The sequence below is a fragment of the uncultured Shewanella sp. genome (genome assembly GCF_947495455.1).
GTDB lineage: Bacteria > Pseudomonadota > Gammaproteobacteria > Enterobacterales > Shewanellaceae > Shewanella.
In genome coordinates, this window is record NZ_CANLZC010000014.1 from 1 (window position 1) to 24,929 (window position 24,929).

At 41.2% G+C, this 24,929-nt stretch carries 19 protein-coding genes; 12 read left to right on the forward strand and 7 right to left on the reverse strand.

Annotated features, from left to right (window positions below):
- Positions 1–310 precede the first annotated feature (310 nt).
- The gene (locus tag Q0791_RS06070; protein WP_299003819.1) at positions 311–559 is read left to right on the forward strand and encodes a hypothetical protein; all 249 of its coding nucleotides are present in this window, start codon (positions 311–313) and stop codon (positions 557–559) included.
- 148 nt (positions 560–707) lie between these two features.
- On the opposite strand, the gene hxpB is transcribed toward Q0791_RS06070, so the two are convergent.
- The 4 genes from hxpB to Q0791_RS06090 form a co-directional block, all read right to left on the reverse strand.
- Positions 708–1,424: a hexitol phosphatase HxpB gene (hxpB, locus tag Q0791_RS06075; RefSeq protein WP_299003821.1), complete on the reverse strand. Its 717-nt coding sequence runs from the start codon at positions 1,422–1,424 to the stop codon at positions 708–710.
- Positions 1,425–1,604: 180 nt separating this feature from the next.
- Complete coding sequence (locus Q0791_RS06080; RefSeq protein ID WP_299003823.1) at positions 1,605–2,027, reverse strand: organic hydroperoxide resistance protein; 423 nt, start codon at positions 2,025–2,027, stop codon at positions 1,605–1,607.
- 479 nt (positions 2,028–2,506) lie between these two features.
- On the reverse strand, positions 2,507–4,462 hold the full coding sequence (locus tag Q0791_RS06085) for a lipoxygenase family protein (protein WP_299003824.1): 1,956 nt from the start codon (positions 4,460–4,462) through the stop codon (positions 2,507–2,509).
- A 152-nt stretch (positions 4,463–4,614) separates the two neighbouring features.
- Positions 4,615–5,106: an Lrp/AsnC family transcriptional regulator gene (locus Q0791_RS06090; RefSeq protein ID WP_299003825.1), complete on the reverse strand. Its 492-nt coding sequence runs from the start codon at positions 5,104–5,106 to the stop codon at positions 4,615–4,617.
- A gap of 221 nt (positions 5,107–5,327) precedes the next feature.
- Between Q0791_RS06090 and dgcA the strand changes: the two genes are divergently transcribed.
- The 5 genes from dgcA to Q0791_RS06115 all read left to right on the forward strand — a co-directional run bounded on the left by dgcA (position 5,328) and on the right by Q0791_RS06115 (position 16,451).
- Complete coding sequence (gene dgcA, locus Q0791_RS06095; protein WP_299003827.1) at positions 5,328–6,317, forward strand: N-acetyl-D-Glu racemase DgcA; 990 nt, start codon at positions 5,328–5,330, stop codon at positions 6,315–6,317.
- 84 nt (positions 6,318–6,401) lie between these two features.
- Entirely contained in the window at positions 6,402–7,397 is a 996-nt protein-coding gene (gene dgcN, locus Q0791_RS06100; protein ID WP_299003829.1) for an N-acetyltransferase DgcN, read from the forward strand.
- Positions 7,398–7,691: 294 nt separating this feature from the next.
- Positions 7,692–10,643: a DNRLRE domain-containing protein gene (locus tag Q0791_RS06105; RefSeq protein WP_299003831.1), complete on the forward strand. Its 2,952-nt coding sequence runs from the start codon at positions 7,692–7,694 to the stop codon at positions 10,641–10,643.
- Complete coding sequence (locus tag Q0791_RS06110) at positions 10,640–11,485, forward strand: tetratricopeptide repeat protein (protein ID WP_299003833.1); 846 nt, start codon at positions 10,640–10,642, stop codon at positions 11,483–11,485. Before Q0791_RS06105 ends, Q0791_RS06110 begins: the two co-directional genes overlap by 4 nt.
- A 169-nt stretch (positions 11,486–11,654) precedes the next feature.
- Complete coding sequence (locus Q0791_RS06115) at positions 11,655–16,451, forward strand: metallophosphoesterase (protein WP_299003835.1); 4,797 nt, start codon at positions 11,655–11,657, stop codon at positions 16,449–16,451.
- A gap of 298 nt (positions 16,452–16,749) precedes the next feature.
- Here the strand turns inward: Q0791_RS06115 and degS are convergent, their stop codons facing one another.
- The 3 genes from degS to Q0791_RS06130 all read right to left on the reverse strand — a co-directional run bounded on the left by degS (position 16,750) and on the right by Q0791_RS06130 (position 19,885).
- Positions 16,750–17,832 (reverse strand): outer membrane-stress sensor serine endopeptidase DegS, encoded by a 1,083-nt coding sequence (gene degS / locus Q0791_RS06120; RefSeq protein ID WP_299003837.1) that lies wholly within the window; start codon positions 17,830–17,832, stop codon positions 16,750–16,752.
- Between the two features lie 209 nt (positions 17,833–18,041).
- Positions 18,042–19,394 (reverse strand): DegQ family serine endoprotease, encoded by a 1,353-nt coding sequence (locus Q0791_RS06125; RefSeq protein WP_299003839.1) that lies wholly within the window; start codon positions 19,392–19,394, stop codon positions 18,042–18,044.
- Between the two features lie 173 nt (positions 19,395–19,567).
- Entirely contained in the window at positions 19,568–19,885 is a 318-nt protein-coding gene (locus Q0791_RS06130; protein WP_299003841.1) for a DUF1043 family protein, read from the reverse strand.
- A 154-nt stretch (positions 19,886–20,039) separates the two neighbouring features.
- On the opposite strand from Q0791_RS06130, the gene zapE reads away from it, so the two are divergent.
- The 6 genes from zapE (at position 20,040) to Q0791_RS06160 (ending at position 24,872) form a co-directional block, all read left to right on the forward strand.
- Positions 20,040–21,152: a cell division protein ZapE gene (gene zapE, locus Q0791_RS06135; protein ID WP_299003843.1), complete on the forward strand. Its 1,113-nt coding sequence runs from the start codon at positions 20,040–20,042 to the stop codon at positions 21,150–21,152.
- A gap of 264 nt (positions 21,153–21,416) precedes the next feature.
- Positions 21,417–21,845: a 50S ribosomal protein L13 gene (gene rplM / locus Q0791_RS06140; RefSeq protein ID WP_298772814.1), complete on the forward strand. Its 429-nt coding sequence runs from the start codon at positions 21,417–21,419 to the stop codon at positions 21,843–21,845.
- A gap of 14 nt (positions 21,846–21,859) precedes the next feature.
- Positions 21,860–22,252, forward strand: a complete 393-nt coding sequence (rpsI, locus tag Q0791_RS06145; protein WP_299003845.1) for a 30S ribosomal protein S9 — start codon at positions 21,860–21,862, stop codon at positions 22,250–22,252.
- A gap of 165 nt (positions 22,253–22,417) precedes the next feature.
- Positions 22,418–22,606: a DUF2065 domain-containing protein gene (locus Q0791_RS06150; protein WP_299003846.1), complete on the forward strand. Its 189-nt coding sequence runs from the start codon at positions 22,418–22,420 to the stop codon at positions 22,604–22,606.
- A 66-nt stretch (positions 22,607–22,672) separates the two neighbouring features.
- Complete coding sequence (locus Q0791_RS06155) at positions 22,673–23,968, forward strand: adenylosuccinate synthase (protein WP_299003848.1); 1,296 nt, start codon at positions 22,673–22,675, stop codon at positions 23,966–23,968.
- A gap of 358 nt (positions 23,969–24,326) precedes the next feature.
- Positions 24,327–24,872 (forward strand): flagellar protein MotX, encoded by a 546-nt coding sequence (locus Q0791_RS06160; protein WP_299003926.1) that lies wholly within the window; start codon positions 24,327–24,329, stop codon positions 24,870–24,872.
- Positions 24,873–24,929 lie beyond the last annotated feature (57 nt).

Consider the following 24,929-nt stretch of genomic DNA (forward strand, 5'->3'; position numbering starts at 1 on the left):
GAACGTATGGATAAGCTGTTAAAAGAAGTTGCTTAACGAACTTAACTAGGGTGACCGAATTCAGTTGACCAGGTCAGGCTAAGCTGTCCCTCTTTTAGTGATGATGTTGATATTTTTTTTACTCCAGCCTTGGGCACGCAAACTTCGGTCACGCAAACTTTGGTAACGCAGGATTCAAAGCAGCAATGGAGCCGTTCAAATGAGGCATGCCAAGTGCCACAGACATTGAATGGGCTAAAGATTATGTTTGTCAGTGATGAGTCTTATACGCCACAACACCCTTATGGCAATATTATATCGGAAATCGCTTTTGCCAAAAAAAAGCCTGACTTTTATAGATCTAAAAAGTCATACTTCTTTGATTGGAAACTATATTTATAAAAAAATGACTCAAAATGTGGGGTATTTAGAAGGTGTCGATATGATTGGGGGAAATGCAGTGGGTTATACATTAACTTTTGTCTGTAAAAATAAGGATGAAGGGCGTTATATTTTTGCTCAAAAGAGTGAAGGTCATGATATTAAACAAATTACAGGCGTTTATTATATTATTCCATAGTGTATTTTTTTCTTAAAAAAAACAAAAAAACAAAAAAACAAAAAAACAAAAAAAGAAAATATAAAATAAATAGAGGTAGCCATGATTAATGGCATATTTTTCACTCTCTTTTTTTGCTTCTTGATGCTAACGCTTTTTCTACTACTTTCTACTTTTTTCTATTCTTTTTCCTTAGATAATCCGCTAACTCATGCAAATTGGCTAACTGCTGGTGGGCGACTTGCCATTTGGAAAGGTGTTGTTGATCAAGGGCGGGAATGGCGATGGTTTGCATATTGGCGGCGCGGGCGGCAATCAAGCCGTTAAAGGAGTCTTCAATGGCTAAACAATGATGGGGCGATATGCCAAGATCCGTGGCGCAATTTAAATAGACTTCGGGGTGAGGTTTTCCGTGGGCTAAGTGTTCTGCGGACTTTGTTACTTCAAAGTAGTGCTTGATGTTGAGCTTAGTGAGTACGGCCTCAATCATAATGGAGGGAGATGACGATGCCAAACCGATTTTAAGCCCTTGAGATTGACAGTTATCAAGGGCTTCAATGACACCTTGCATGGGTTTTGCATCGTGATTAATCGCTATGATAGCTTGATTAACAATGCGCTGGGCAACAGCTTGATTATTCTCTTTTCCTTTATAGGTTTTTAAGCCATTTGTTATATCGTGATAATCTGGCCAAGGATAACGTTTATACCAGTACTCGACTAATTGATCGATCCTCAGTCCTGTGGTTTGTAAAGTGTCTTCATAGGTAATGGGCAGCCCAAGTGCGGTCATTGTCTCAAATTCGACTCGTTGCCATAAGGGTTCTGAGTCAATGAGAACACCGTCCATGTCGAAAATAACGGCGTGAATGTCAGGAGAGTCCATAATACACCTAAGATGAGAGTAGAATGATTACTAGCATAACCTTGTTGCAATCATTTTTCAGTAAGCTTAGTGGTAACAAAGATAAAGCCTAAGAGCAAGCAAAGTATTAGCGCCATGGTGAAATGGCGCTAAGAGAATGCGATCTTTTTTAAAAAGCTAATGGAGTGCCGATATTTTAGATCAGATTGTTTCGCCATTTACGGTTAAACCCACATGGATATTATTGCGAGTGGCATTGGAGTATGGGCACACTTGATGAGCGGTTTTAACAAGCTTTACTGCTTGCGCTTGAGGTAGATCAAGTGTCACGGCAAGACTTGCGGTTAATGCAAATCCACCTGTGTCTTTGGCATTGATGCCAACGTCTGCTGTGACAGGGGCTTGGGTTAATGGAGTTTTGGCTTCTTTGGCAACATGTAAAATAGCATTGGAAAAACAGGCGGCATAACCGGCGGCAAACAGTTGCTCAGGATTATTGCCAGCACCTGAGCCCCCCATTTCTTTTGGATAACTTAATGATAAAGATAATTGACCGTCACTGGTATTCACTTCGCCATTGCGGCCTGCAGATGCGGTTGCGCTAGTTTGGTATAACGTTTTCATAATAGGAGCCTTAATTGTCATTAATTTGGGGAGTGCTTAACAACTTGAATGGGAATTTAAGTTGTGCACAATTTATCTTGTGTTCACTATAACGCGACACAGGGATATTGGCAACTATATTGTGCGCAATTTAAATTGAAAGAGGTGAGAGCTTAGCGATATCAATAAGAAATTTATCTATCCCCGTGATACCTGAAGATGCATGTTTTCAGAGCCTGTAAAAGTGCCTAATTCAAGGCGTATTATTGCAAGAATGCTTATTGCCTTTTAAGATGATACAACGCAGAAGTCGGTGCTTTTACAGACTCCCAAAGGGCTGGTTTAAAAGCCTTTTATACTGCGTTACTGAACATCAGCTTAGAATGACTAGGCACGCTGTTCAAAGCCTTGTCTAAAAGGCTTTTCATTCCAGCTGAATTCTGCATCTTCAAGTATCACGGGTATAGTATGTTGTTATAATTGATATTTATTTTTTAATGTTAAATATTGATGCTGCAAGGGATCGTACTGGGCAACAAGTAATCATAAGGTTCGCTGTCGGGATAATAAGATTGACGAGCTATAATCGCCGTCTTAATGTCGTTTTCTATTCGCAATAATTGATTTTGAAATTGGGTTAACGGTCCATTGGCTTCGGTGATTTTTTTGTCTTTAAACCAAGCTTTGTAAGGAAAATGTTTGTCTTTGTATTCTCCCAATTTGCGATAGTGAATAGAGCCTAATAGGGTTAACATCATTTGTTGTTCTAGTGCAATAACAATAGGTGGAAGGGTCTTTAACCAAGCGATTTCATCATTAGCAGAGGAGGGCGGCTTATCCCATAATGCCCCTGATATGATCGGTGAAAATGACATTAAATTACGCTGAGGAAAATTAATGGCCGCATGTTGAGCGCTGCAGGTGAAGATTATCATGGTTAATACTTCAGAGAGAATATGGCGGTTGGTTAAGGTGGGAATATTGTGAATTTTGCCTAAAGACAGTACCTCGTTGTGCCAAGCTTGTATTTCACTGTCTGCAAGCACCTCATCATCACTTTCATAATATAGATAAACATAATTCTCACTCCATTGTGCAATGGCGTGCCAAATTTTGAGCCCATCATCACGGTAGGGAAAACAAGGAAGAATTTGCGGATCAAAGATACCGCGGCGACTTAATTCGTTTGGTAAATAGGAGCCTGAAAAATCAAACGACAATCGATTTTTGACAGCAGCTTGTTGTGAAGCAGTAATTTGGCCTGCAAAAATATTGGCGATGGGCCCATGGGCGGCCATTAAATTTGATTCTAATTCAGCATTAATGAACAAGGTGCCTTCAAAGTGAGGTAATAATAAGCGGTTAATGGGGTGACAAAAGGGTAATTGTCTATGGGTTGCAATGGCGAAAGCTTCTGCTATGAGATGAGTACGGCCAAGATGTAAGATAAGCTCATGATAGTTGGCGTCAGCATAATTGACGCAGTTTTTAGCATATTGCCAAAGGTAGTCGGTTTCATCATGGCAAGGAGGAGTGAATATGGGGCCGTTTGTAGGATCTTGTGTTAATTGAATAGCAATGGGTATAAAGTGCTGTCTGTTCATATTTAACATAAAGGCGGCAATGGGGGCGCTGAGGCTTTTTTTACGACTTTGAAAAGCGCCTGTTTGCTCAGTGAGATCATCGAGTGATTTGTAGTCAATAATAAAAATACGCTGATCTTCTAATGCTTTTTCTAGATTATCATGACCAATAAACAAGTGTTTAACCATGTCATTAGACAGTGGAAAGTGTGAAGGCAGCTGAGTAACATTCTTCAGCAACATAGGATTAGGGCCTGCTAGCCTAAGATTGGCAAAACTTTGGTCTTCTTTTATTTTGCTCGCAATACGCGGCAGCTTTAAGGTTTTAAACAGCTGTTGGTAGTGTTCAGTAGACAGTTCTGAATCTATGGTGGCTTTTTCTAATTGCTTTAGAATACGATCAATCTGTTTAATGTTATTTTGTACTTCTGGCCAAGCGATGTTTTCAACGTCCTCCATAAGGCTTTTTCTATTAAATTCAGTGTGGTGTATTAGGTGCATAAAGGTATGCCACAGTGAATGATGATGGGGGGATTGGTGTAATTTCAAATGCTCGATAATGGGTTGTATTTTTTGATAACTGGTTTTTAGTGTCGTCAGATCTATGTTCGACTGAGAGTTGTGGGTAAAGTCTTCCATGACAACTAAAAAATTATTGATTACTTCAGATAATGTAATACAAATTAAGCTTTTCCATTCTTGTGTGGGAAGCTCTTCTTCATCAAGTTGGCTCACTAACGGCACTCCCATTAAATTGGCCGAATGTATGTTCCACTGATAACACTGTCTTTGTTGCTCTAAAAAACGATTGCGTTCATTTTTTTGGGTTGTTGAAGCATGTTGAGGCAAAATGGGAGTATGACTATCCATCATGATGAGTCTTTATGTGTTCGACCTAATGATTAAAGTAAAGATCTATCCTTGTAATAATTCAAGATGATTGTTTTTGTGTGGGCCAAAAGAGCGTCATTCAAGGCGCGTTTTTTGATGGCGATCTCAGTGGTATTGCCATCATTTGTTGCTGATTATTTTAACACAGAGAGTAAGTCGAGTAGTTTGACATCAAATTCATTTTTAACCGTTTTACTCACAGCATGACTCGTGTATTCAAAGGTAAAGTGTTTGGCTTGTAATATTTCAATCAGTGATTGGTAATGTTGCACCGATTTCGCTGCAAAGGTGAGAAAGTAATCCACTTCTCCTAAGACGGCTTTTATTTCGACCACTTCCGGCATTGCCAGTATGGTTTTTAAAAAACGTTCTCTTTCAGTGGGAAAGAAATCAATAAAGGCGAATTCGACAATAAAATAGTTAATATCTGCTAAGCGATCGTAGTCTATTTGAGCATGGTAAGATTTAATAAAACCTTTATCTTCTAATTTTTTTTGCCTTTGAGAGCAAGGGGTATCCGATAAGCCAACCGCATCGGCGAGTTTGACTTTCGTCATTCTACCTTCTTGTTTTAATTCTGATAATATTTTCAGATCGTATCGATCAAGTTTGGTATTTTTGGCCATAAGGCGATATGCGCTCTCTTTTTTATAGACGAATCAATCGTTCTATTGACTTTTATTGCACAAAGCAAGGGAAATTCCCTTTATTTTTACAAAAAATTGCGGGAATACCTAGAATATAAGTGTCAGTTTGTGGATTTTATGGGTAAATCCCTTGCTAACATAAATATATTCTTTAGATGTGATTGAGCCCATTCGGGTGTCGACTAAAAGGAAATATGATTGTGCAATTACAAATGTATTCTGAAAAATGGGCGCTAGATACGCCATTTGTTATCTCTCGAGAAAAAACCACTTGCCAAGAAGTCTTAGTGGTTGAGGCGACTGACGGGCAGTTCACGGGTTTTGGTGAGTCATCTCCTACGGCGCGTTATGGTGAGTCAATTCGATCTGTGATGTCACAATTTGCGGCAGTGCAAAAAAGGTTGAAAGACGATCCTCAATTAGTGTTGACGCCTCAGAGCTTACAGACCTTGCTGAGGCCGGGTGCGGCAAGAAATGCGATTGATTGTGCTTTATGGGATTTAATCAGTAAACAGCAAAATAAGCCTGTTTGGCAACAATTTGGCATGACAGAACCTCAGCCAGTAGACACTGTTTTTACTATTAGTTTAGGCAGGCCTCAAGACATGGCTTTTGCGGCTAAAAAAGCGCAAGGGCATGAGGTGCTTAAATTAAAGTTTGGAGGAGTAGGGGATGTGGAAAGAATCGCTGCTATTCGGGATGCATTACCGGATCAACGACTCATTATTGATGCCAATGAAGCCTGGAAACCAAGTGATGTGGAAGTGTTTTTGGATGTCATGCATGAACATAATGTAGAAATGGTCGAACAACCTTTACCTGCAGGTCAAGATGCGCTTTTAGCGAGCATTGAACACCCTATGACAATATGTGCTGACGAGTCATGTCATACCAGCCGTGATCTCGATGGGTTAGTGGGTAAATATGACATGGTGAATATTAAGCTTGATAAAACCGGTGGCATCACTGAAGCAATGCAGTTACTTCAAAAAGCGAAGGAAATGAATTTTGAAGTCATGGTGGGCTGTATGGTGGGAACTTCGCTTGCGATGGCACCGGGCTTACTGATCGCTCAACATACTAAATATGTCGATCTTGATGGTCCTTTATTGATGGGGCGAGATCGTGACAATGCATTGAAATATAAAGAAGGCTTAGTGTATCCCTCTCACCAAGGATTATGGGGTTAGCAGAATTTAACATGTGAGGAAATCTTTCGCTAAAGATTATGATTTAAATTTAAAGAGCGTGATTTAGCATTTGAGGAAAGCAGTATGAATATCAAGAAACCTTATTTACTTTTTTTAGGTGACGGTGAGTTTGCTAAAACGGCGCAAGGGATTTGTCATTGGCGGCCTCAAGATTGTGTCGCACAATTTCGCCTAGAAGGGTGTCAAGTGGATTTGGGCTTGCCCGAAGTGTCTATGAAAGAGGCCGCGGAGCGAGGTGCTAAGACGCTTGTGATTGGGGTCGCTCCTCATGGTGGGTTATTAAAAGACAGCTGGTTACCCCATTTAAAAGCGGCATTAGAAGCAGGAATGGATATTGCTGCTGGTTTACATACTAAAGTTGCGGATATTGATGTGTTGCAAACGGCGGCCAATAATTATGGGCGACAAATTTTAGATATTCGCCACCCCAGAAAGAGCTTTGAAGTAGGTGATGGCAAAAAACGTAGCGGTAAACGTTTACTTGCAGTGGGAACCGATTGCAATGTGGGTAAGATGTTTACGACTTTGGCCATTGAAAAAGAAATGCATCAGCGAGGCATGGATGCAACCTTTAGAGCAACAGGGCAAACCGGCATTTTTATTGCGGGTAAAGGCGCGGCTGTGGATGCGGTTATCTCAGATTTTATTTCAGGGGCGGCGGAGTCATTATCACCTGATAATCATGACAATCATTGGGATTTAATTGAAGGGCAAGGCTCTTTACATAATCCGTCCTATGCTGGAGTGAGTCTTGGATTACTTCATGGAAGTCAGCCAGATGCGATAGTGCTTTGTCATGACCCACTTCGAAAGCACGTGGTTGATCTTGAGCATTATCCTATCCCTGGATTACAAGATGCCATTGATACCGCTTTAAAGGCGGCGAAATTGACTAATTCGAACGTACAATGTGTGGGCGTGTGTGTGAATACTTCGAAAATGACAGCGATCGAAGCTGAAGCTGTGATAGCGAAGATCAGCCAAGAAGTGGATTTACCTTGTGTGGATCCGGTTCGTACGGGCGTGGGGGTGATTGTCGATAAATTGGCGACATTGTAACGTAAATCTGGGTAGGGGCTTCTCTTACCCATTTTTCATTTCATTTTTTAGTTCATTTTTCATCGCATTTTCATTGGATTTTCATCTTTCTGTCATAACCCCTTTCTAGTTTATTCAGTCAGTATAAGCCTTTTGACTGAGTGTTTTTTAAGTGTGGCTTTGTATAATCGAGCTCATTTAATCAGTAAGTGTTAATTTAGCCCCGTCTTAACAAAAGTGCGATTCAAGCATTATTAATTTGAACATTTATTTTAATTCTTCGACAGTTGAAGAGCCAACAGGGAAGATAATTTTATGCGCCATACTTATTATTTTTACCAGATGTTGATTGGAATATTTTGTTTATTACCTGTGATAACCATTGCCGCTAGTGTGACTAGAGGACCTTATTTACAAATGGCAAATCAAGACAGTATCACAGTGCGTTGGCGTACCGATGTATCAACCAGTTCGGTGGTGCGTTTCGGCACGGATGTTCAGCAGTTAGATCAATCTGTGGTAATTTCAGGAAGCCGAACTGAACATGAAGTACGTCTGACTGGGCTGAGTACTAATAGTGTGTTTTACTATTCCGTTGGCACAGAGACAGATACGCTTGAAGGGGGGAACACAAGTTATCGATTAAAGACATCCCCACCGATAGGGCAAAGTGTGAATACACGTATTTGGTTGATTGGTGATTCGGGTACGGCCAATGCCAATGCTAAAGCGGTATACAATGCTTATTTGGACTATGATAACAGTGACAATACCGACTTGTGGATCATGTTGGGTGATAATGCCTATAACAGTGGTACAGATAGCGAATACCAGAATGCCGTTTTTGATATTTATCCCGAGCTTTTGAGGCGTTCTACATTATGGGCAACCTTAGGTAATCACGATGGTTATACGGCAAATTCTGATACGGAATCGGGCCCCTATTATGATATTTTTTCCTTTCCTCGCCAAGGTGAGTCAGGTGGATTAGCATCGGGCACAGAAGCTTATTATTCATTTGATTACGGTAATATTCATTTTATTACTCTGGACTCTTATGAGACAGATCGCAGCGCAGATGGAGCTATGATGACATGGCTTGCCGATGATTTGGCAGCTAATACTCAGCAATGGACGATAGCATTTTGGCATCATCCTCCCTATAGCAAAGGTTCTCATGATTCTGATACTGAATCCCGATTGATTGATATGCGCGAAAGCGCTTTGCCTATTTTAGAGAGCCATGGCGTGGATCTGGTCTTTAGTGGTCATAGCCATTCTTATGAGCGCTCCTATCTCATTGATGGGCACTATGGTCACTCTTCCAGTTTTAATGCCAGTCATCAAATCGATGCAGGTAGTGGGCGCAGTGATGGAGATGGAGCTTATCAAAAAATTCAAGGTGGAGCGAATGCGGGGGCAGTTTATACTGTGGCGGGAAGCTCTGGAAAAATATCTGGTGGAGATTTAGATCATCCAGCCATGTTCATATCCCTAAACCAATTAGGCTCTGTTGTATTAGATGTTAATGAAGATACGCTAACGGCCCGTTATTTAAATCACACTGGCAATGTCACCGACTATTATACTCTGCAAAAAGGCGCAGATGTCACGCCGCCAACGGTGATCTCAGCAGAAGGCGTCGACGAGAACAAGGTTGAGATGGTATTTAGTGAGAAGCTTGAGCTGCAAGGCGCTGAAAATATAACGAACTATGTGATAGATAATAATGTGGCTGTTCTCGATGCTCAAAGGCAGGTGTCACAAAATAAAGTGATATTGACCACATCGCCATTAGCTTTTGACACGCTTTATAAAGTGGTTATCAACAATGTGGAAGATTTGAATGGTAATGACATTGCTGCCAATACCGAGCAAAGCTTCTTACGCAATCGATTACAACAAATCAGTTTACAGCAAGGGCTCAATGGCTATGAAGGGGCACAAGATGCCTATATTGGCTCAGGTGTCGATGATGATAATTTCGGTACAGAGCCCGTGTTACTTGCCGATGGCAATGATGGTTTTAATGGCGAGCTTATCAGCTTACTCAAATGGGATCTCAGTCGTTTACCGCACAATGCTGTGGTAACAGAAGTGCAATTAGTGATGAGTCTGTTTAATACCTCTAGTGGACATTATGATGTATGGCAAATGAAACAGGATTGGCAACAGGCCAATGTCACTTGGAATAATGCGGCGCCTAATGAATATATGGGGGTGAATCTAGCCAGTTTTTCTGATGCAGCGCAAGGCGAGTTGGTATTGAATTTTAATCAAGCGGGTATTGATCTCGTTCAAGCTTGGCTTGATGGCACCCAGATTAATCAAGGGATCATGTTAAAAAGTAGCGGCAGTATTGATGGTATTGATCTGCGTTCAAGTGAGTATAGCACTCAGTCAAGTCGGCCCATGTTAATTATCAGCTATATTGTAAGTGAGACGGATAATCAAGCTCCGATTGCTGATTTTAATCATCAAGTAAACCAGTTAGAGGTCAATTTTATTGATGCCTCTTCAGATAGTGATGGCAATATTGCCCATTGGCAATGGGATTTTGGAGACGGTCAATTGGCCTATCATCCAACGCCTTCTCATTCATATATGAGTCCACAAGTTTACACCGTCACATTAACCGTGTTTGATAATCAAGGCGCCTTTGACAGTATTGAGAAAGCCGTTACAGTGGGTGAGACAGGCAATATGATCGCCGAATTGCAAGATGGATTATCAGGTTATACTGGGACGCAAGATACCTATGTCGCCTCAGGCAATCCCGCTCAAGTCTGGGGGGATGATGATGAGATCCTTGCCGATGGTAATGATGGCAGTAATGATGAATTAGTCACTTTGTTGCAATGGGATGTGTCATCGATCCCCAATACGGCTGTGGTGACGGGCGTGTCCGTGCTACTGGATGTGTTTAATTCCAGTCGTGGTGAATACCAGTTAAGTGCCATGGATCAAATCTGGTCTGAAAACACGGCAACTTGGAACAATACTTCTCCCAATACCAATCGAGGAGAAGTATTGGGCAGCTTCATACCAGCGAGCAGCGATCCCTATGAAATAAGGTTAAATGCAGCGGGTATCGTCTTAGTGCAATCTTGGGTGCAAGGCAGTAGCGCTAATAATGGCATCATGATTGAAAGTGCAGGCAGTAATAATGGTATTGATATTCGTTCGAGTGAATATGCAAATTGGACTCAAAGACCCAAGTTAAAAATTGAATACCATTACGCATTGGATAGCGCGGAGGCATTATGATCCCATTATTTAAAGAGGGAGTCTTGCTGCTGTGTTTATCCTTCTTTATTTACAGTGGCGCATTGTTAGCTCATGGCACATCCACGAGTCGGTTGGAGCAGTTACAACATGCCTTATCCCATCACCCTAATGATGCCAATTTGTATATTGCCAGAGGGCGCCTTCATCAAGAGCGTAATGAAATGCGTTTAGCCTTAAAAGACTATCAGCGGGCAGCAAAGCTCAAACCTCAATGGCCCGACGTTCATTATTGGTTGGGTCTGTTATACCTTGAGCAAGAAAAATATACGCTTGCATTAAAGCGCTTAAATCAATACCTGGCCCAGACTGACGCGGCTAAAGGGTATGTTGCATTGGCAAAATTACATACTCAGCAAGAGGCCTTTCGATTAAGTGTTAATGCATGGAATGAGGCGATGGTAAGAGACGGCAATCCTTCTCCTGCCATGTTTCATCAGCGGGCGCAAGTACTCATGAAAATGGAGACTGCACCTTATTCACATATTTTATTGGCCGAAATTGTCATGGGGCTTGAAGCGGGTATTCATCAACATGGGCCCATTGCCAGTCATGTCACTTTGCTGGTGAATGTTTATGAAAGCAATCACTTATATGCGCAAGCGTTAAAGACCCTTGAGCGTTTGCCAAGGGTGCTACAAGTCAGCCCAAAATGGCAGTTTAAAAAAGCAAGCATTTTGGCACTAAAGGGAGAGACCTTTGCGGCATATCAGGCATTTAATCATACGCTAACCACCTTAAATAACCTTCCTTCATATAAGCAAGTCTTGCCTGCTTATCGCGCTATTAAGCACGCGGTACGCCTGAGTTTAATGTCGTTATGAACTCGCGTTAATTTATCTTCATTATGCAATGGGCGTATTAATCATAAACAGAGTGGCGCATAAGGGTGTGAAACGCCGAATTTGTACATATACTAAACATTATTCCTAGCAATATTGTTTTGAAGTATCTATAAAGATAACGTCCAGCTGCATTGAGGTGAGGAGCATTATGGCCAGTAAACCCGCAGAGTTTTCCTTTCGCCGCGTTTATTATGCGGGCAAGCTTTTACAAGTTTATGGTTATCTTGGGGTTATGTATGTCGATGACGAGAATATCAGGGATAAATATCAGCAGAGGTGGCAGCTGAGTTTAACGGCATATCCAAAAGAAGATCCAAAAGAAAATGCAGAAGAAAAACGAAAAAAACAAGAAAAAAATCTAAAAAAACAAGAAAAAAATCTAAAAAAAGCTTGGTTATATGAAGCGGATTTTGATAAAGATATAGAAACACAGATAAGGAATAACGAGCGTAATTTTTCTATCGATGATATGACAGAGCGTAATCGTTTTATTGGTGACATAAAAGAGCTATACAGTGAAGCTATGCATTTTACCCTAGATCTTGATAAATGCTGTGGTGTTTTTCCTTATAATATGTACACCAGAGAGCAACAAAAAAATGAAAGGGATATCAAAGCGTTTTCCAGTGGTGGTAGCAAAACTGTATATACAGAAAAATACGTGGTTAAAGGGACAATATTTGGTGGGCCATTAATTAAGGAGTTTTATCAAGCGAATAGCGAAATGGATCTTAACGCCTATCAAGCAATAGAAAGAACGAGACAACCAAAGGTCACAGATACAAGCCCCAAGGGCCAAACACGCAAACGTCACCAAGATTATCAAGCATTATATAAATTTGATTATCCAAGCAGAAAACCACTTTATTATTATCCACCATCTGTTAAACCGGTGCCAGTAGATAACCCAGATAACCCTCAGGGTTTTGAAGATCGATTTGGACTATTGTCGCAAAACGAAAAAAGCCTGCCGCGAAACGAAAAGAGTACGAAATTACAACATGGAGTCAATAATAACCCCCATGCTTTTTCTGCTGTTAATCCATCCTCATATAAATTTCAGAGCAATCAGAGTCAAAGCCTTTTAGGCGATCCTGTTGCTTGGAATGACCACTCTCCATCCCAAATAAGTGGTATCGATAATATTGCTGTTCAATCAGGACCGCATCTTTTGAATGATAGAAATGATATGAATGATACGAACAAGTATTATTATGGAAGAGATAATACACAGAATCCAGACTTTATAGTGGATGAGGCTAAATATGGGGGGAATGCAGACCTTGATGGTGATGATGAACAGCTAAATCGCCCCAGCATTTCTCAACACAGTTTTCCTCGACACAGCTTTTCTCAAGGTGTTCAAGGTGCTTATGCTCAACAACAAAATTATCGCAAAAGAGACGATAATCTTTTTAAAATGTTTAAGCAAGAAGGGAAGAAATATCCAGCTAACTATAAAGAATTAGCGAAAACACTTTATCAGCATTGTGATGATGTACGTTGCCGTAATCGTGTGACTTTGCAGCAGCTGAATGACTATGGTGGCAAATTCAATGGTATCATTGGGGTTGTCGGTTGCCAAGGAATGAGGAGTAAACATTTCTATAAAGGCATGTCCAAGGGTTTTTTTGGTAGGGGGCAATCACGCCAAAGGATGCAATTGGATCTAGGTGAACAATTATTCAAAAGAGTTAAAGCTTGTTCAAAGGATGCGGAAGGAGCGGGGCATCAAGGTGAGCCTATCACTTTTATTCTTGGTGATAATTTTTATGACGATGGCTTAAGTACGAATTGGAATTTTACTCGATATGAGAAGGCTATGCGTGATATAAACTCAAATCGTGATAAAAGCTCAAATCTTTATCGATTTACTCGGGATTTTTCTGAACCTTATGGCTTGATGCAATGCTTTGTTGTATTGGGTAACCATGATGCTTATATTCATACTTGGAGTTGCTGGGGGGAGGAGTCTGGGAAAAGTTTTGCGAGTAACTTTATGGCTGCGCGCAAAAATTATTTTTCAACCCCAGATAGAACCATTGCAAGGGAGTTGTCTCAGGTAAGATTAACCTATATGGAAGAGGTTAATCCCTATATGGCGTGGAATATGCCGTATCGCTATTATGCGTTATTTTCAGAAAAGGCGGATTTTTTTGTATTAGATTCCAACTCGTTTTTATTTGATCTAGAGCAAAAATATTATTTGATCGATCGCTATAAACAAAGTCTAAGGCGGGATACAGAGGCGAGGAAAAACAAAAAGGAACCAAACACCAAAATATTGGTGTTACATCACCCTTTCTTAGCGGCCGGAAAGCGATTAAACAAACCTGAGGATGCGGTAAAGTACCAAAAAGCTTTTGGAATGCATGGTCGTGTGCCTTCCAAAGGGGAGATTGGTAATATGATTAAAGATGAAATTTTCAGGCTTAATGTGTCAGAGGATGACAATAATCCGAAGTTTATGCGCTTTGATATTATTCTTTGTGCTCATGATCATTTACTCAGTATCGACAGTCTGCCTATGCCTTCAACACTCTCTGAAGTGCCATTGACGCAAGTGATTTCTGGCGGGGGCGGCGGTAAATTAAGTGGCAGTAAATCGGAAAAAGCAATTGAATGTCGTGAAGAAATAAGGCCTTACAGATTAACACCCTGTGGCATGTTGTCACCTGAGAATCCACTAAGGGAGGAGATGGAAAATCTTGGCGTGCAGGCTAATGATCCAAATGTTGAGGCCAGTATCACATTGAAGCTTGGTAATTTACCTTTGCCTAAGCCTAAGCCAAGGGATTTTCTTCGTAAACCTGATCTTCATCCTTACCATGCTTTGAATCCAGAAGAATCGCGTCCTAATCCTAGTACTTTTTTAAAGAAGAATGCTTATACTGCTAATGTTAGCAGTCCAGCAAAGAATAGGGCTAATGCCGCTTCGAATAATGAATTTACAGGAAAGTTTGTTAATAATGCTTTAGATGATGAGTTTGCTGAGGATAATACTAATAATGCTTTAAATGATAAGATTACAGGGAATGATCTTGATGATTTATTAAATGATGAAAATGCGCCTTTAAGCCCACTGATAGATAATACTGCTAATGAACTTTTAAACGATGAGCTTACAGGAGATAATGAAAATGCGCCTTTAAAGGGATCGGCAGGGCAAGCAACTATTCATGCAAAGATAAAGGCAAAAAAGGCAAAAAAATCGCCTAATGCCAACACAATGAAAAGACATAACAATGCTGATTTTGTGATGAGAGATATTGAGGATGAGCTTGCAGTGATAGCTGCGGCTAAAGGGAAAGTTGAAGAAATACGCTTTCACATTCTTGATGGTAGAGCATTCCTTGAATTCCGTTATACTAAGCCATCAAAACAGCCATCAAAAAAGCCGTCGATAAAAATAGCAGACAGAAACAGCCAGTCATCGCCAATTTTTTCAAAATTCAAAGCCCTCAAAAGAATGAGGCGTTATGTTGAACGCAATGAATGGGATAACGCTAAAGTCGACATTTATGTTGTGTATGCATTAGTGGCCGATCTGGCACTTAATCAAGTGAAAGATAAGGAAAAGGCTTTAAATAATGACGGGCTGTTTGACGAAAAAGATTTGAATTGGGCATTACGTTATTGCGGTGTGGGTGGAATTGAGCATTTAGAGCAACTAGAGCGTTCCACAAAGGCGTTAATCCCTCAGCATAATATTGATCCGAACAGCCTAAACCAGTACATGTTCAGTGGTTTTAATATTGATGTGGCGACATTGAAGGGGATGGAAAAAAAGCCTGCGCCAGTTGAGGATGTTGTGTATAACGAGGGGCTAACATACCGCTCTTTTCTTAAACTGCAGTGGGGCTTTCATATTATTGATTTAAACAATAAAACTATTGTCATGTATGGTGAGGATGGCGAGCCTATTCCCTTACGTAGGGGGGGAGGAGGTACCCGGTTAGAGAAGGCGACATATTATTTTGGTTCTGCATTTAAGAACAATAACTTTGCTGATGACGCAAAAGGAAAAGAAAAACTGGTCGAAAATTGGAACAGACATCTAGGTGCAGGTTTTAAAAGAACTCATCCTGATATTCAAACATTATTAACTGATAATGGCTCTGTGACCTGTAATGATTTATTAGAAAAATTAAAAGCATATCAGTCTATTGCATCAAACTTGCAGTTAATGGGAAAAGCAGATTGGATCAGCCTTAATATCACATTAGGTAGCATTGATACTGGTTTTGAACGGATACAGCTTCATAGTCGCAGTCATGATGAGGATGATTTTAAGGCCCAAAAGTACTTTATCACTTTTATCATGAATGATGGCTCACAAGAGCAAAAGTTTTTGTGTGATGTGAGCTTTTGGCTTGATCCAGATAAAGATATTCAGGCTGCACAGGAAGAGGGAGCTTTAACAAATGACGCAGAGTTTTTTTCAAATACGCTTGCGAATGTTGATGACAAGTATAAGCGTGTCGATCCCAAATGGAATAAGAATACCAATAATCTTAGTGGCGCGATGAATCGTTTTATTAATGAGTTGAGTCTGGCGCCAATATCAAAGTTTAATGCATCCGGTAGCATAGATTTAGAGAAAGAAGTGATAATAGAGCAGCAAACAGGCATTCAGCATAAATATGAAGTGTTAGTGAATAAAAGTTCTGTGCCTGTAGGCTCTTTTAATATGGAGTGTTTAAAATTGGAAACACTGAATAAGGAGGATATCGAGTTATTAGTTCAGATCCCTGCTAATTTTCAAGCTTGGGTCAAGTTACAGTTAAAATTAGATGATTACTTTAGTAAGAGAATAAGCGAGGTTCGGCACTGTTTAGTTGGGGATGATCTCGAACATTGGAGCTGGGAGCTATATGGTAAAATAAAAAACTATTATACTATCGTATGTAATGTTTCTGGTCATAATATGAGAGAATACATATAATAAGAGCGATGCTGTTAATATGCATTGCAAGCTGAATAAGGTTAAATAAAAGATTTTTTCTATGCCGCTAAGGCTCAGCTTTTTGGAGGTGTGTAAAAGCACCGACTGTTATTTTGTCTCATTTTAAAAAGACAATCAGCATTTCGGCCTTTTCGTTTTTAAAAAAAAGTGCGTCTTGAATGAGGCACTTCTACGGACTTTGAAAATATGGACTTTGAAAATACGGACTTTGAAAACAGATATTTTCAAGCCATTTGAGTGTCACGTTATAAGTTAATTTAGTTAACCTGAATTCAGGTTAGTTATAGCTCACAGGCTTTTGCCCTATCACAACGGGGACATCAAATTGTTTGCCGTCTCTAATGATAGTCATAGTGACGCTTTGCCCTGGTGGGGTTTCGGCGATCCTGTCCATGAGCATTTCAACCCCTGGGATCTTTTCTCCTTTAAAGCGAGTGATGACATCTCTAGGTTGAAGGCCTGCTTTGGCTGCAGGGCCATTAGTATCGATCCCCGTTATCACCACACCCGTTAAATTGGGTTTATTCAGCAGTTGGCTCATAACAGGGCCAACCGCTTCGCCGCTGATCCCCAGTGCCCCTCGGATCACTCGGCCATTTTTAATGAGTTTGCCCATGATACTGTGTGCCAATTTGATGGGAATAGCGAAATTAATGCCGTGTCCTCCTCCTTCGCCACCCACCTGAAATGCGGCCGTATTGATGCCAATGAGTCGACCTTGAGTATTGATGAGCGCGCCTCCTGAATTACCCGCATTAATGGCGGCATCAGTTTGTAAAAAGTCTAAATAGCCAGAGCTGAGGCCGTTACGGCCTGTGGCACTGATAATACCTTGAGTGATGGTTTGCCCTAAATTATACGGGTTACCAATGGCGAGCACGACGTCACCCACTTGTGCAGGTTGGTTGAGGTTCAGTGGAGCGACGGGAAGGTTATCTCCTTCAATTTTTAGCACAGATAAATCGGTTTCAGGATCGGAGCCCACAGTCTCAGAAATGAACTGGCGACCATCTTGAAGGGCAACCACTATCTCGTCTGCTTTTTTAATGACATGGTAGTTGGTTAAAATGTAGCCGTCTTTGCTCATGATCACACCCGCGCCTAAACCTTGTAGTGAGCCTGGTTTTAGCGGATTATCTTTATCTACGGTTAAGGTGTAAATATTCACCACGGCTGGAGCGGATCGTCTCACCGCAGTGGCAAAGGACATTTCATGACCTTCATTGTCTTCTTTGCTAAAAAAAGCGTGGCCACTGCTTTCATCAGTAAAAAAAGGAGCAATGAATAAAATAATAGCGGCAATAACAAAGCCGAAAATAACGGCTTTAGCAAGGTAAATGAAGCTGTTTTTAATGGCCATGACAAACAGAAATAAAGATAAAGATGATTAAGGTTAACATGTTTGAGGCATTTGTTCGTCAACAAATTTGCTGTTTTTGTATTAGGAATTGCTAAGTTAACGGGTACTTTAAAGGTGTGTTTTGTAAAGTGTTAATTTATTATCTATCTGTAAATAAAAGTAAAAAGCGGACAAGCACTAAGGTGCTTGTCCGCTTTTTTGAGCCTGATTTAACGTAAGATCAGATAAAGGTTAGTATTTCCTCTTAAAATCTTCAATGCAACAGTGCCTTTGCGATCTTTTAGCTCTGCTTTGAGTGATTTAAGATCTTTAACTGGAGTGCGATTAACCGCAGTGATGATATCGCCTTTGACGAGCCCACTTTGTGCTGCTGGCGAGCCTGAGGCCACATCGCTGATTTCGATACCCATTTTAGTGTTTTCAAGTGTGGCACCCGTCAACATAGGATGGACAGAACCTGAAGCCATTTCCTCAGATTGCACCGACTCACCTAAGGTTGCTGTGACTGTGCGATTTTTCTCATTACGAACAAGCCCTAAGGTGACTTTTGTACCTGCGCCTAAGGTGGCAATTTTAGCCCGCAGTTCTTGGAAGCTCTTAATTTTTTTACCGTTGACGCTGATGATAATATCACCGACCTTGATACCTGCTTTTGCAGCTGCGCTGTCTGGCATCACTTCATTCACGAAGCCACCATGTTGTGTTTTAAGGCCAAAAGCTTTGGCTAAATCATTGGTCAAATCTTGCCCTGCAACCCCCAGCACGCCACGGCGAACTTCTCCATGATCGATAATTTGCTTAACTAGGCTTTTCACCATATTAGAAGGAATAGCGAAACCTATGCCCACATTGCCTCCACCGGGGGCCACGATAGCGGTATTGATGCCAATTAAGTTACCGTTGAGGTTGACTAAAGCGCCACCTGAATTACCGCTGTTTATGGCGGCGTCGGTTTGAATGAAGTTTTCAAGCATTTCAATTCCTAGCCCCGAGCGGCCCAGTGCACTGACAATGCCAGAAGTGACAGTTTGGCCTAAACCAAAGGGATTACCAATGGCAACGGCAAAATCCCCGACTCTGAGTTTATCGGAATCACTAAATGACGCGGCTGTCAGGTTTTTCGCTTTGATTTGTAAAAGGGCAATATCCGATTCAGGATCGGTACCTATGAGTTTTGCTTCTATTTCTCGTCCATCGCTGAGGCCCACAAGGATATTGTCAGCCCCATCGATGACATGGTTATTGGTGACCACATAACCTTTATCGGCATCAATAATAACACCTGATCCTAATCCTTTGAACGGTCTCTTTTGTATCTGCTCTTGAGGCATGTTGGGACCAAAAAAGTAGCGAAATGCATCGGGTATTTGTTGTTTCGAGACTTGAGTGCCTGATACGGCAACCGAGACCACGGCGGGAGTGACAGTCTCTAGCATAGGGGCGAGACTGGGCATAGGCTTATTATCGACGGCCTGAGGGATGGCGGCTGTCGATACCGCAGGTGTCATAATTAATGTTGCGCCCAGTAGTGCGGCTGAAAATACAGATAATTTGGTTTTCATCTATGTATGGCTCCAGTTCTTGGCTCATGATCATTGCTATTTATCATGAACATTAAGTATTCGTTATGCTTTATTGAATCGGACTCAAGTAATGTAAATAAAGTTCAATATTGATTAATAAAGGTTAATCAAGTTTAGGATATATTTTCTCTTTTCGTCGATTTAAAGGGGACTTATGAGACTTGCTCTATTGTTCTATCGTTTTTTGTGAAAGTGGTCAAGTGCTTGTCATTATTGGGAGTTAAGACTTGGCTGGCTTCATTCCATTGATGGTTCATTTCACTCAGTTGCTCCGTGAGTATATTGAGTTGTTTATGTTGCTCATCAAGGGTGTCAGCGACTTCTTGCTTGTATTGACTGAATTCCATTTTAGTTTGATTTAATGCGTCATCGCTCTGTCGAGATTGCTTGTTTCTAATGAGGAAGGTTTTAACAGCAAAGCCGAGTATGAGACCAAATATAAATCCACTTAGGGTTAATGCCCACTGCATCTTAATTTCCTTAGTATGTTGCGTAATGAAGACCTTGTTATCAAATATACCTTGTCCTTGCTTATCGTGATACTATTTCCGCGTATTTGCTTTTGACTCAATATGAGTTGAGACCATTTGGCCCGCGTTTTGTTAATAAAAGAGAAGTAGCTCAGTGTCGCAATTAACCCCTTGGCAGCATTATCAACAGGATTTAACCCGTGATGACTTTTCATACGACCCCACTCAAGAACAAGCGGTAAAAGCGTTACAAACCGTATTTGATGACTTAATTGCCCTTGATAATAAGCCTCTAAAGCGATCTAAGTTACGCGCGTTATTCAGTCGACGTGCTAAGCCTACCCCTGTGCAAGGTTTGTATTTATGGGGAGGTGTTGGGCGGGGCAAGACGTACCTAATGGACACTTTTTATGATGCGCTACCGGGCACGCAGAAATTGCGCGCGCATTTTCATCGTTTCATGCATCAATTGCATATTGATTTAGCCCAATGTCAGGGGCAACAAGATCCCCTCGTTGGCATTGCTAAGCGCATGGCGGCGCAGTATAAGGTGATTTGTTTCGATGAATTTTTTGTCTCAGACATTACCGATGCCATGTTATTGGGCATTTTATTTGAAACCTTGTTTGCCCAAGGGGTCGTTTTAGTGGCAACGTCCAATATTATTCCCGATGAGCTATATCGAAATGGATTACAAAGAGCGCGTTTTTTACCTGCAATCGCTTTGATTAATCAGCATTGTCGTGTGCTCAATGTTGATTCAGGTATTGATTATCGGTTGCGCACCTTAGAGCAAGCAGAAATTTATCATTATCCTTTGGATAAAGCGGCGGATGACAATTTGCAGAGTTACTTTGCTCAGTTGGCGCCAGAATCGACTGTGTCAGAGGAGCCTATCGATATTGATGGTCGTTCTATTCCCATTCGCAAGCAAGCGCAAGGGGTATTACTCATCGACTTTAAAGCTTTGTGTGATGGACCTCGTAGTCAGCGAGACTATATGGAAGTGGCGCGTTTATACCACAGTGTGTTACTCAGTGGCGTGGTACAAATGGGGGAAAAACAAACCGGAGATGATATTGCGAGACGTTTTTTAGCCATGGTCGATGAATTTTATGAGCGCAACGTGAAATTAATCATTTCGGCTGACGTGCCCTTGAAGGCGATTTATTCTGACGGTTTATTGGCTTTTGAATTTAGACGTTGTCGCTCTCGATTAACGGAAATGCAGTCCCATGATTATTTGGCATTAGCCCACTTACCTTAAAGGCGCCAATTTTTAAAATGTTAGTATAGTGGGGTCAGGATAAATCCTGATGTGGCATTTTTTTAGTGAAAATAGCGCAGAAAGAAGGTGATTTTTGCTGCATATTTGTCTATAATCCGCGACCTGCCCTCGTTATTCCATCTTTTTGATGGAAGTTGTAAAGCCTAATTCTTTGCTCGAAGGGGCGGGGAATGGCACTATTTTGTGTTATCTACAAGAGTAGATAGCATGTTGAGACAGAATTTTAACATTGGGTTTTTGTAAATGAAGACTTTTACTGCTAAGCCAGAAACTGTAACTCGTGACTGGTTCGTCGTTGACGCCGAAGGAAAAACTTTGGGTCGTATCGCTACTGAAATTGCTACACGTCTACGTGGTAAGCATAAACCAGAGTACACGCCTCATGTCGATACAGGTGACTACATCATCGTTATTAACGCTGAAAAAGTTGCTGTGACTGGCAATAAAGCCAAGGGTAAAGTGTACTATTCACACTCTGGCTTCATCGGTGGCATTAAGCAAATCACCTTTGAAAAGCTGCAAGATCATAAGCCTGAAATGATTATCGAGAAGGCAGTTAAGGGTATGTTACCAAAAGGTCCTCTGGGCCGTGCCATGTTCCGTAAACTAAAAGTTTATGCTGGTACTGAACATAACCACGCTGCACAACAACCTCAAGTTCTTGATATCTAAACGGGATTAAGCTAATGGCTGCAACTCAATATTACGGCACTGGCCGTCGCAAAACATCTACTGCTCGCGTATTCGCTAAAGTAGGTACGGGTAACATTATTGTTAACCAACAACCTCTAGATCAATATTTTGGTCGTGAAACTTCTCGTATGGTTGTTCGTCAACCACTAGAGCTAGTTGAAATGACTGACAAGCTAGACCTTTTCATCACAGTTAAAGGTGGTGGTAACACAGGTCAAGCGGGTGCAATCCGTCACGGTATCACTCGTGCATTGATGCAACTAGATGAAGCATTACGTCCTTCACTTCGTGCCGCTGGTTTCGTTACCCGTGATGCGCGTAAAGTTGAGCGTAAGAAAGTGGGTCTACGTAAAGCACGTCGTAAACCACAATTCTCAAAACGTTAATTCGTTTTTTGGAATGCAAAAAACCCAGCTTATGCTGGGTTTTTTATTGCCTATGATTTATGGACAAGTTGAATGGGTATAAGCTGTGTTGAGGGGGAATGTAAAAAAAATATAAATTTTTTTACACTCGGGTTGGTATCTTTTTTTAATTTTGAGAATAAAAATATGTCATTTGAATCAATCATGCTTGCCATTGCACTTTTATTGATTATTGAAGGCGTGGGGCCATTATTATTTACTCGGCGCTGGCAGGCCTATTTAAAGGAGGTTTCAAATCAAAATCAGACAGTTCTACAAAGAGTGGGAGGGGCTTTTGTCACCGCGGGTGTCATTTTATTGATTATTTTTTCATAAATTACTTGCCATTCTCCCCTAAAAATCTGTTAGAATCCTGCTTTAATCGCAACCTTGCAGCAAACAATGGGCAAAAACGTAGTTGTTCTCGGCACCCAATGGGGTGACGAAGGAAAGGGTAAGATAGTCGATCTTCTTACCGAACAGGCAAAATATGTCGTTCGTTATCAAGGTGGCCACAATGCGGGTCATACACTTGTTATCGATGGTGATAAAACCGTTCTTCATCTAATTCCGTCAGGCATCTTACGTGATGATGTTAAATGCATCATCGGTAACGGCGTGGTCTTAGCTCCGGATGCTTTGATGTCTGAAATTAACATGTTGAAAGAACGTGGCGTCCCTGTCGAGGAACGTTTATTAATTTCAGAAGCATGTCCTCTTATTCTTCCTTTTCACTGTGCACTCGATATGGCACGTGAAAAAGCACGCGGTAACAAGGCTATTGGCACGACAGGTCGTGGTATTGGCCCTGCGTATGAAGATAAGATTTCGCGTCGTGGTCTCAGAGTAGGCGATCTGTTTAATCCAGAGTTGTTTGCTGAAAAACTTAAAGAAGTGATGGCTTATCATAACTTTATGTTGACTGAGTATTACGGTGAAGAAGCCGTCGATTATGATAAAACATTAAAAGATGCATTGGCCATTGCAGATTACTTGAAGAGTATGTGCGTGGACGTCACTGAATTGTTGGATCAAAAACGCAAAGCGGGCCAGGCGATTTTATTTGAAGGGGCACAAGGCACATTGTTAGATATCGATCACGGTACCTATCCTTTTGTGACGTCTTCAAACACTACAGCAGGTGGTGTCGCAACAGGCAGCGGTTTTGGTCCTCGTCATCTTGATTATGTGCTTGGGATCATGAAAGCATACACGACTCGTGTAGGTGCTGGACCTTTCCCCACTGAACTTGATTGTGAAATCGGGGATTACTTAGGCACTAAAGGCCATGAATTTGGTGCAACCACAGGGCGTAAACGCCGTCCAGGTTGGTTGGACGTTGTGGCGATGAAGCGTGCTGTGCAAATCAATAGTGTCAGTGGATTTTGCTTAACGAAACTGGATGTACTAGACGGTTTAGAAGAAGTTAAAATCTGTGTGGGTTATCAATACCCGAATGGTTCTATTGCGACTGTGACACCCGCAGCGGCTGAAGGTTATGAGCAGGTAACCCCTGTTTTAGAAACGATGCCAGGTTGGAGTGAAAATACAGCCGGTGCGACATCCATTGATCAATTGCCACAAGCGGCCATTAATTATATCAAGCGCATCGAAGAGTTGTTAGAAACGCCAATTGATATTATTTCAACGGGTCCGGACAGAAATGAGACAATGATCTTAGTGAATCCGTTCAGTTAAACATCTTGATGTTTAATGAGTTGAATTAAGGTCGCGTTGAGCGGCCTTTTTGTTTGCTCAGCGAAGCTGGAAATTCACTAGGTTGCAAGAGACTTAAATCGCCCCAAATGAGGGAAGAGTAGTGAGGGAAGATGAATAAAGGAACAATAAAAAAGATAATCAGAAAACCGAAGAAAACTAACATAGTATTAAGACCCATATCCTTTTCTTTTGCTCATTAGCCTTTCCAATTTATCTTAATAAATACGTTTTCGAGCCGATGACCTTATTGAGTATATTGTCATTGGGGGATTTTATGTTAGCTTATGTGTTAACCTTGATTGTGCTTTTATTGCCGCTATCGACCGTGGCGACACCCATGGCTGTTGAGATTTATAGTCAAGAGAGTTTATTGACTTTGATTCGAAGTCAGCAATACTTGCAGCAAGTCAAACGTGATAACTGCCAGTTAGTAAAAGATATTGAGGCGAGGGCCGAAGTATTAAAGCAGCCTCTGTATCAATTTTTATGGGCAGAGATGCTGAATCAGGGTCAATGTGTTAAAGCTGATCCTAAACGTGGAATGGCATTGTTGCGTCAGGCTGCTAATCAAGGTAGCAGTGAAGCCATGATGAAAATGGCAGATTATTATTACCGGGGTCAATTTGTGATCCAGGATAAAACCAGAGCCGTTAATTACGTGCTGTCAGCCGCAAGTAGCGGCAATGTATCGGCTCAAATGAGCTTAGTGCGTTTATACAATGAAGGTTTAGGCAGTCCCGTGGACTATGAGCTGGCTTTTCATTGGTTATATAACGCTGTTTTTACCGATGAGGCGAAACAAAATGAAGCCTCACAATTATTAAAGTTGCTTGAAAAGCGTATGCCGCCTAGCGTGGTGGCTAGAGCAAAGCAGTCGACTTAGTTTTTACAATTAAGTGCTAGCCGATAAAAAAGTTCAAGGTTGGCACCACTATTTTGG

Bases quoted from the DNA above. Each gene is read 5' to 3' on its own strand.
- Q0791_RS06090 (WP_299003825.1), bottom strand. From the start codon at position 5,106: ATGGCCAAAAATACCAAACTTGATCGATACGATCTGAAAATATTATCA.
- Q0791_RS06155 (WP_299003848.1), top strand. From the start codon at position 22,673: ATGGGCAAAAACGTAGTTGTTCTCGGCACCCAATGGGGTGACGAAGGA.
- hxpB (WP_299003821.1), bottom strand. From the start codon at position 1,424: ATGGACTCTCCTGACATTCACGCCGTTATTTTCGACATGGACGGTGTT.
- Q0791_RS06160 (WP_299003926.1), top strand. From the start codon at position 24,327: ATGGCTGTTGAGATTTATAGTCAAGAGAGTTTATTGACTTTGATTCGA.
- Q0791_RS06105 (WP_299003831.1), top strand. From the start codon at position 7,692: ATGCGCCATACTTATTATTTTTACCAGATGTTGATTGGAATATTTTGT.
- Q0791_RS06150 (WP_299003846.1), top strand. From the start codon at position 22,418: ATGTCATTTGAATCAATCATGCTTGCCATTGCACTTTTATTGATTATT.
- dgcN (WP_299003829.1), top strand. From the start codon at position 6,402: ATGAATATCAAGAAACCTTATTTACTTTTTTTAGGTGACGGTGAGTTT.
- degS (WP_299003837.1), bottom strand. From the start codon at position 17,832: ATGGCCATTAAAAACAGCTTCATTTACCTTGCTAAAGCCGTTATTTTC.
- Q0791_RS06115 (WP_299003835.1), top strand. From the start codon at position 11,655: ATGGCCAGTAAACCCGCAGAGTTTTCCTTTCGCCGCGTTTATTATGCG.
- Q0791_RS06085 (WP_299003824.1), bottom strand. From the start codon at position 4,462: ATGATGGATAGTCATACTCCCATTTTGCCTCAACATGCTTCAACAACC.
- Q0791_RS06125 (WP_299003839.1), bottom strand. From the start codon at position 19,394: ATGAAAACCAAATTATCTGTATTTTCAGCCGCACTACTGGGCGCAACA.
- Q0791_RS06130 (WP_299003841.1), bottom strand. From the start codon at position 19,885: ATGCAGTGGGCATTAACCCTAAGTGGATTTATATTTGGTCTCATACTC.
- Q0791_RS06110 (WP_299003833.1), top strand. From the start codon at position 10,640: ATGATCCCATTATTTAAAGAGGGAGTCTTGCTGCTGTGTTTATCCTTC.
- Q0791_RS06080 (WP_299003823.1), bottom strand. From the start codon at position 2,027: ATGAAAACGTTATACCAAACTAGCGCAACCGCATCTGCAGGCCGCAAT.
- rplM (WP_298772814.1), top strand. From the start codon at position 21,417: ATGAAGACTTTTACTGCTAAGCCAGAAACTGTAACTCGTGACTGGTTC.
- rpsI (WP_299003845.1), top strand. From the start codon at position 21,860: ATGGCTGCAACTCAATATTACGGCACTGGCCGTCGCAAAACATCTACT.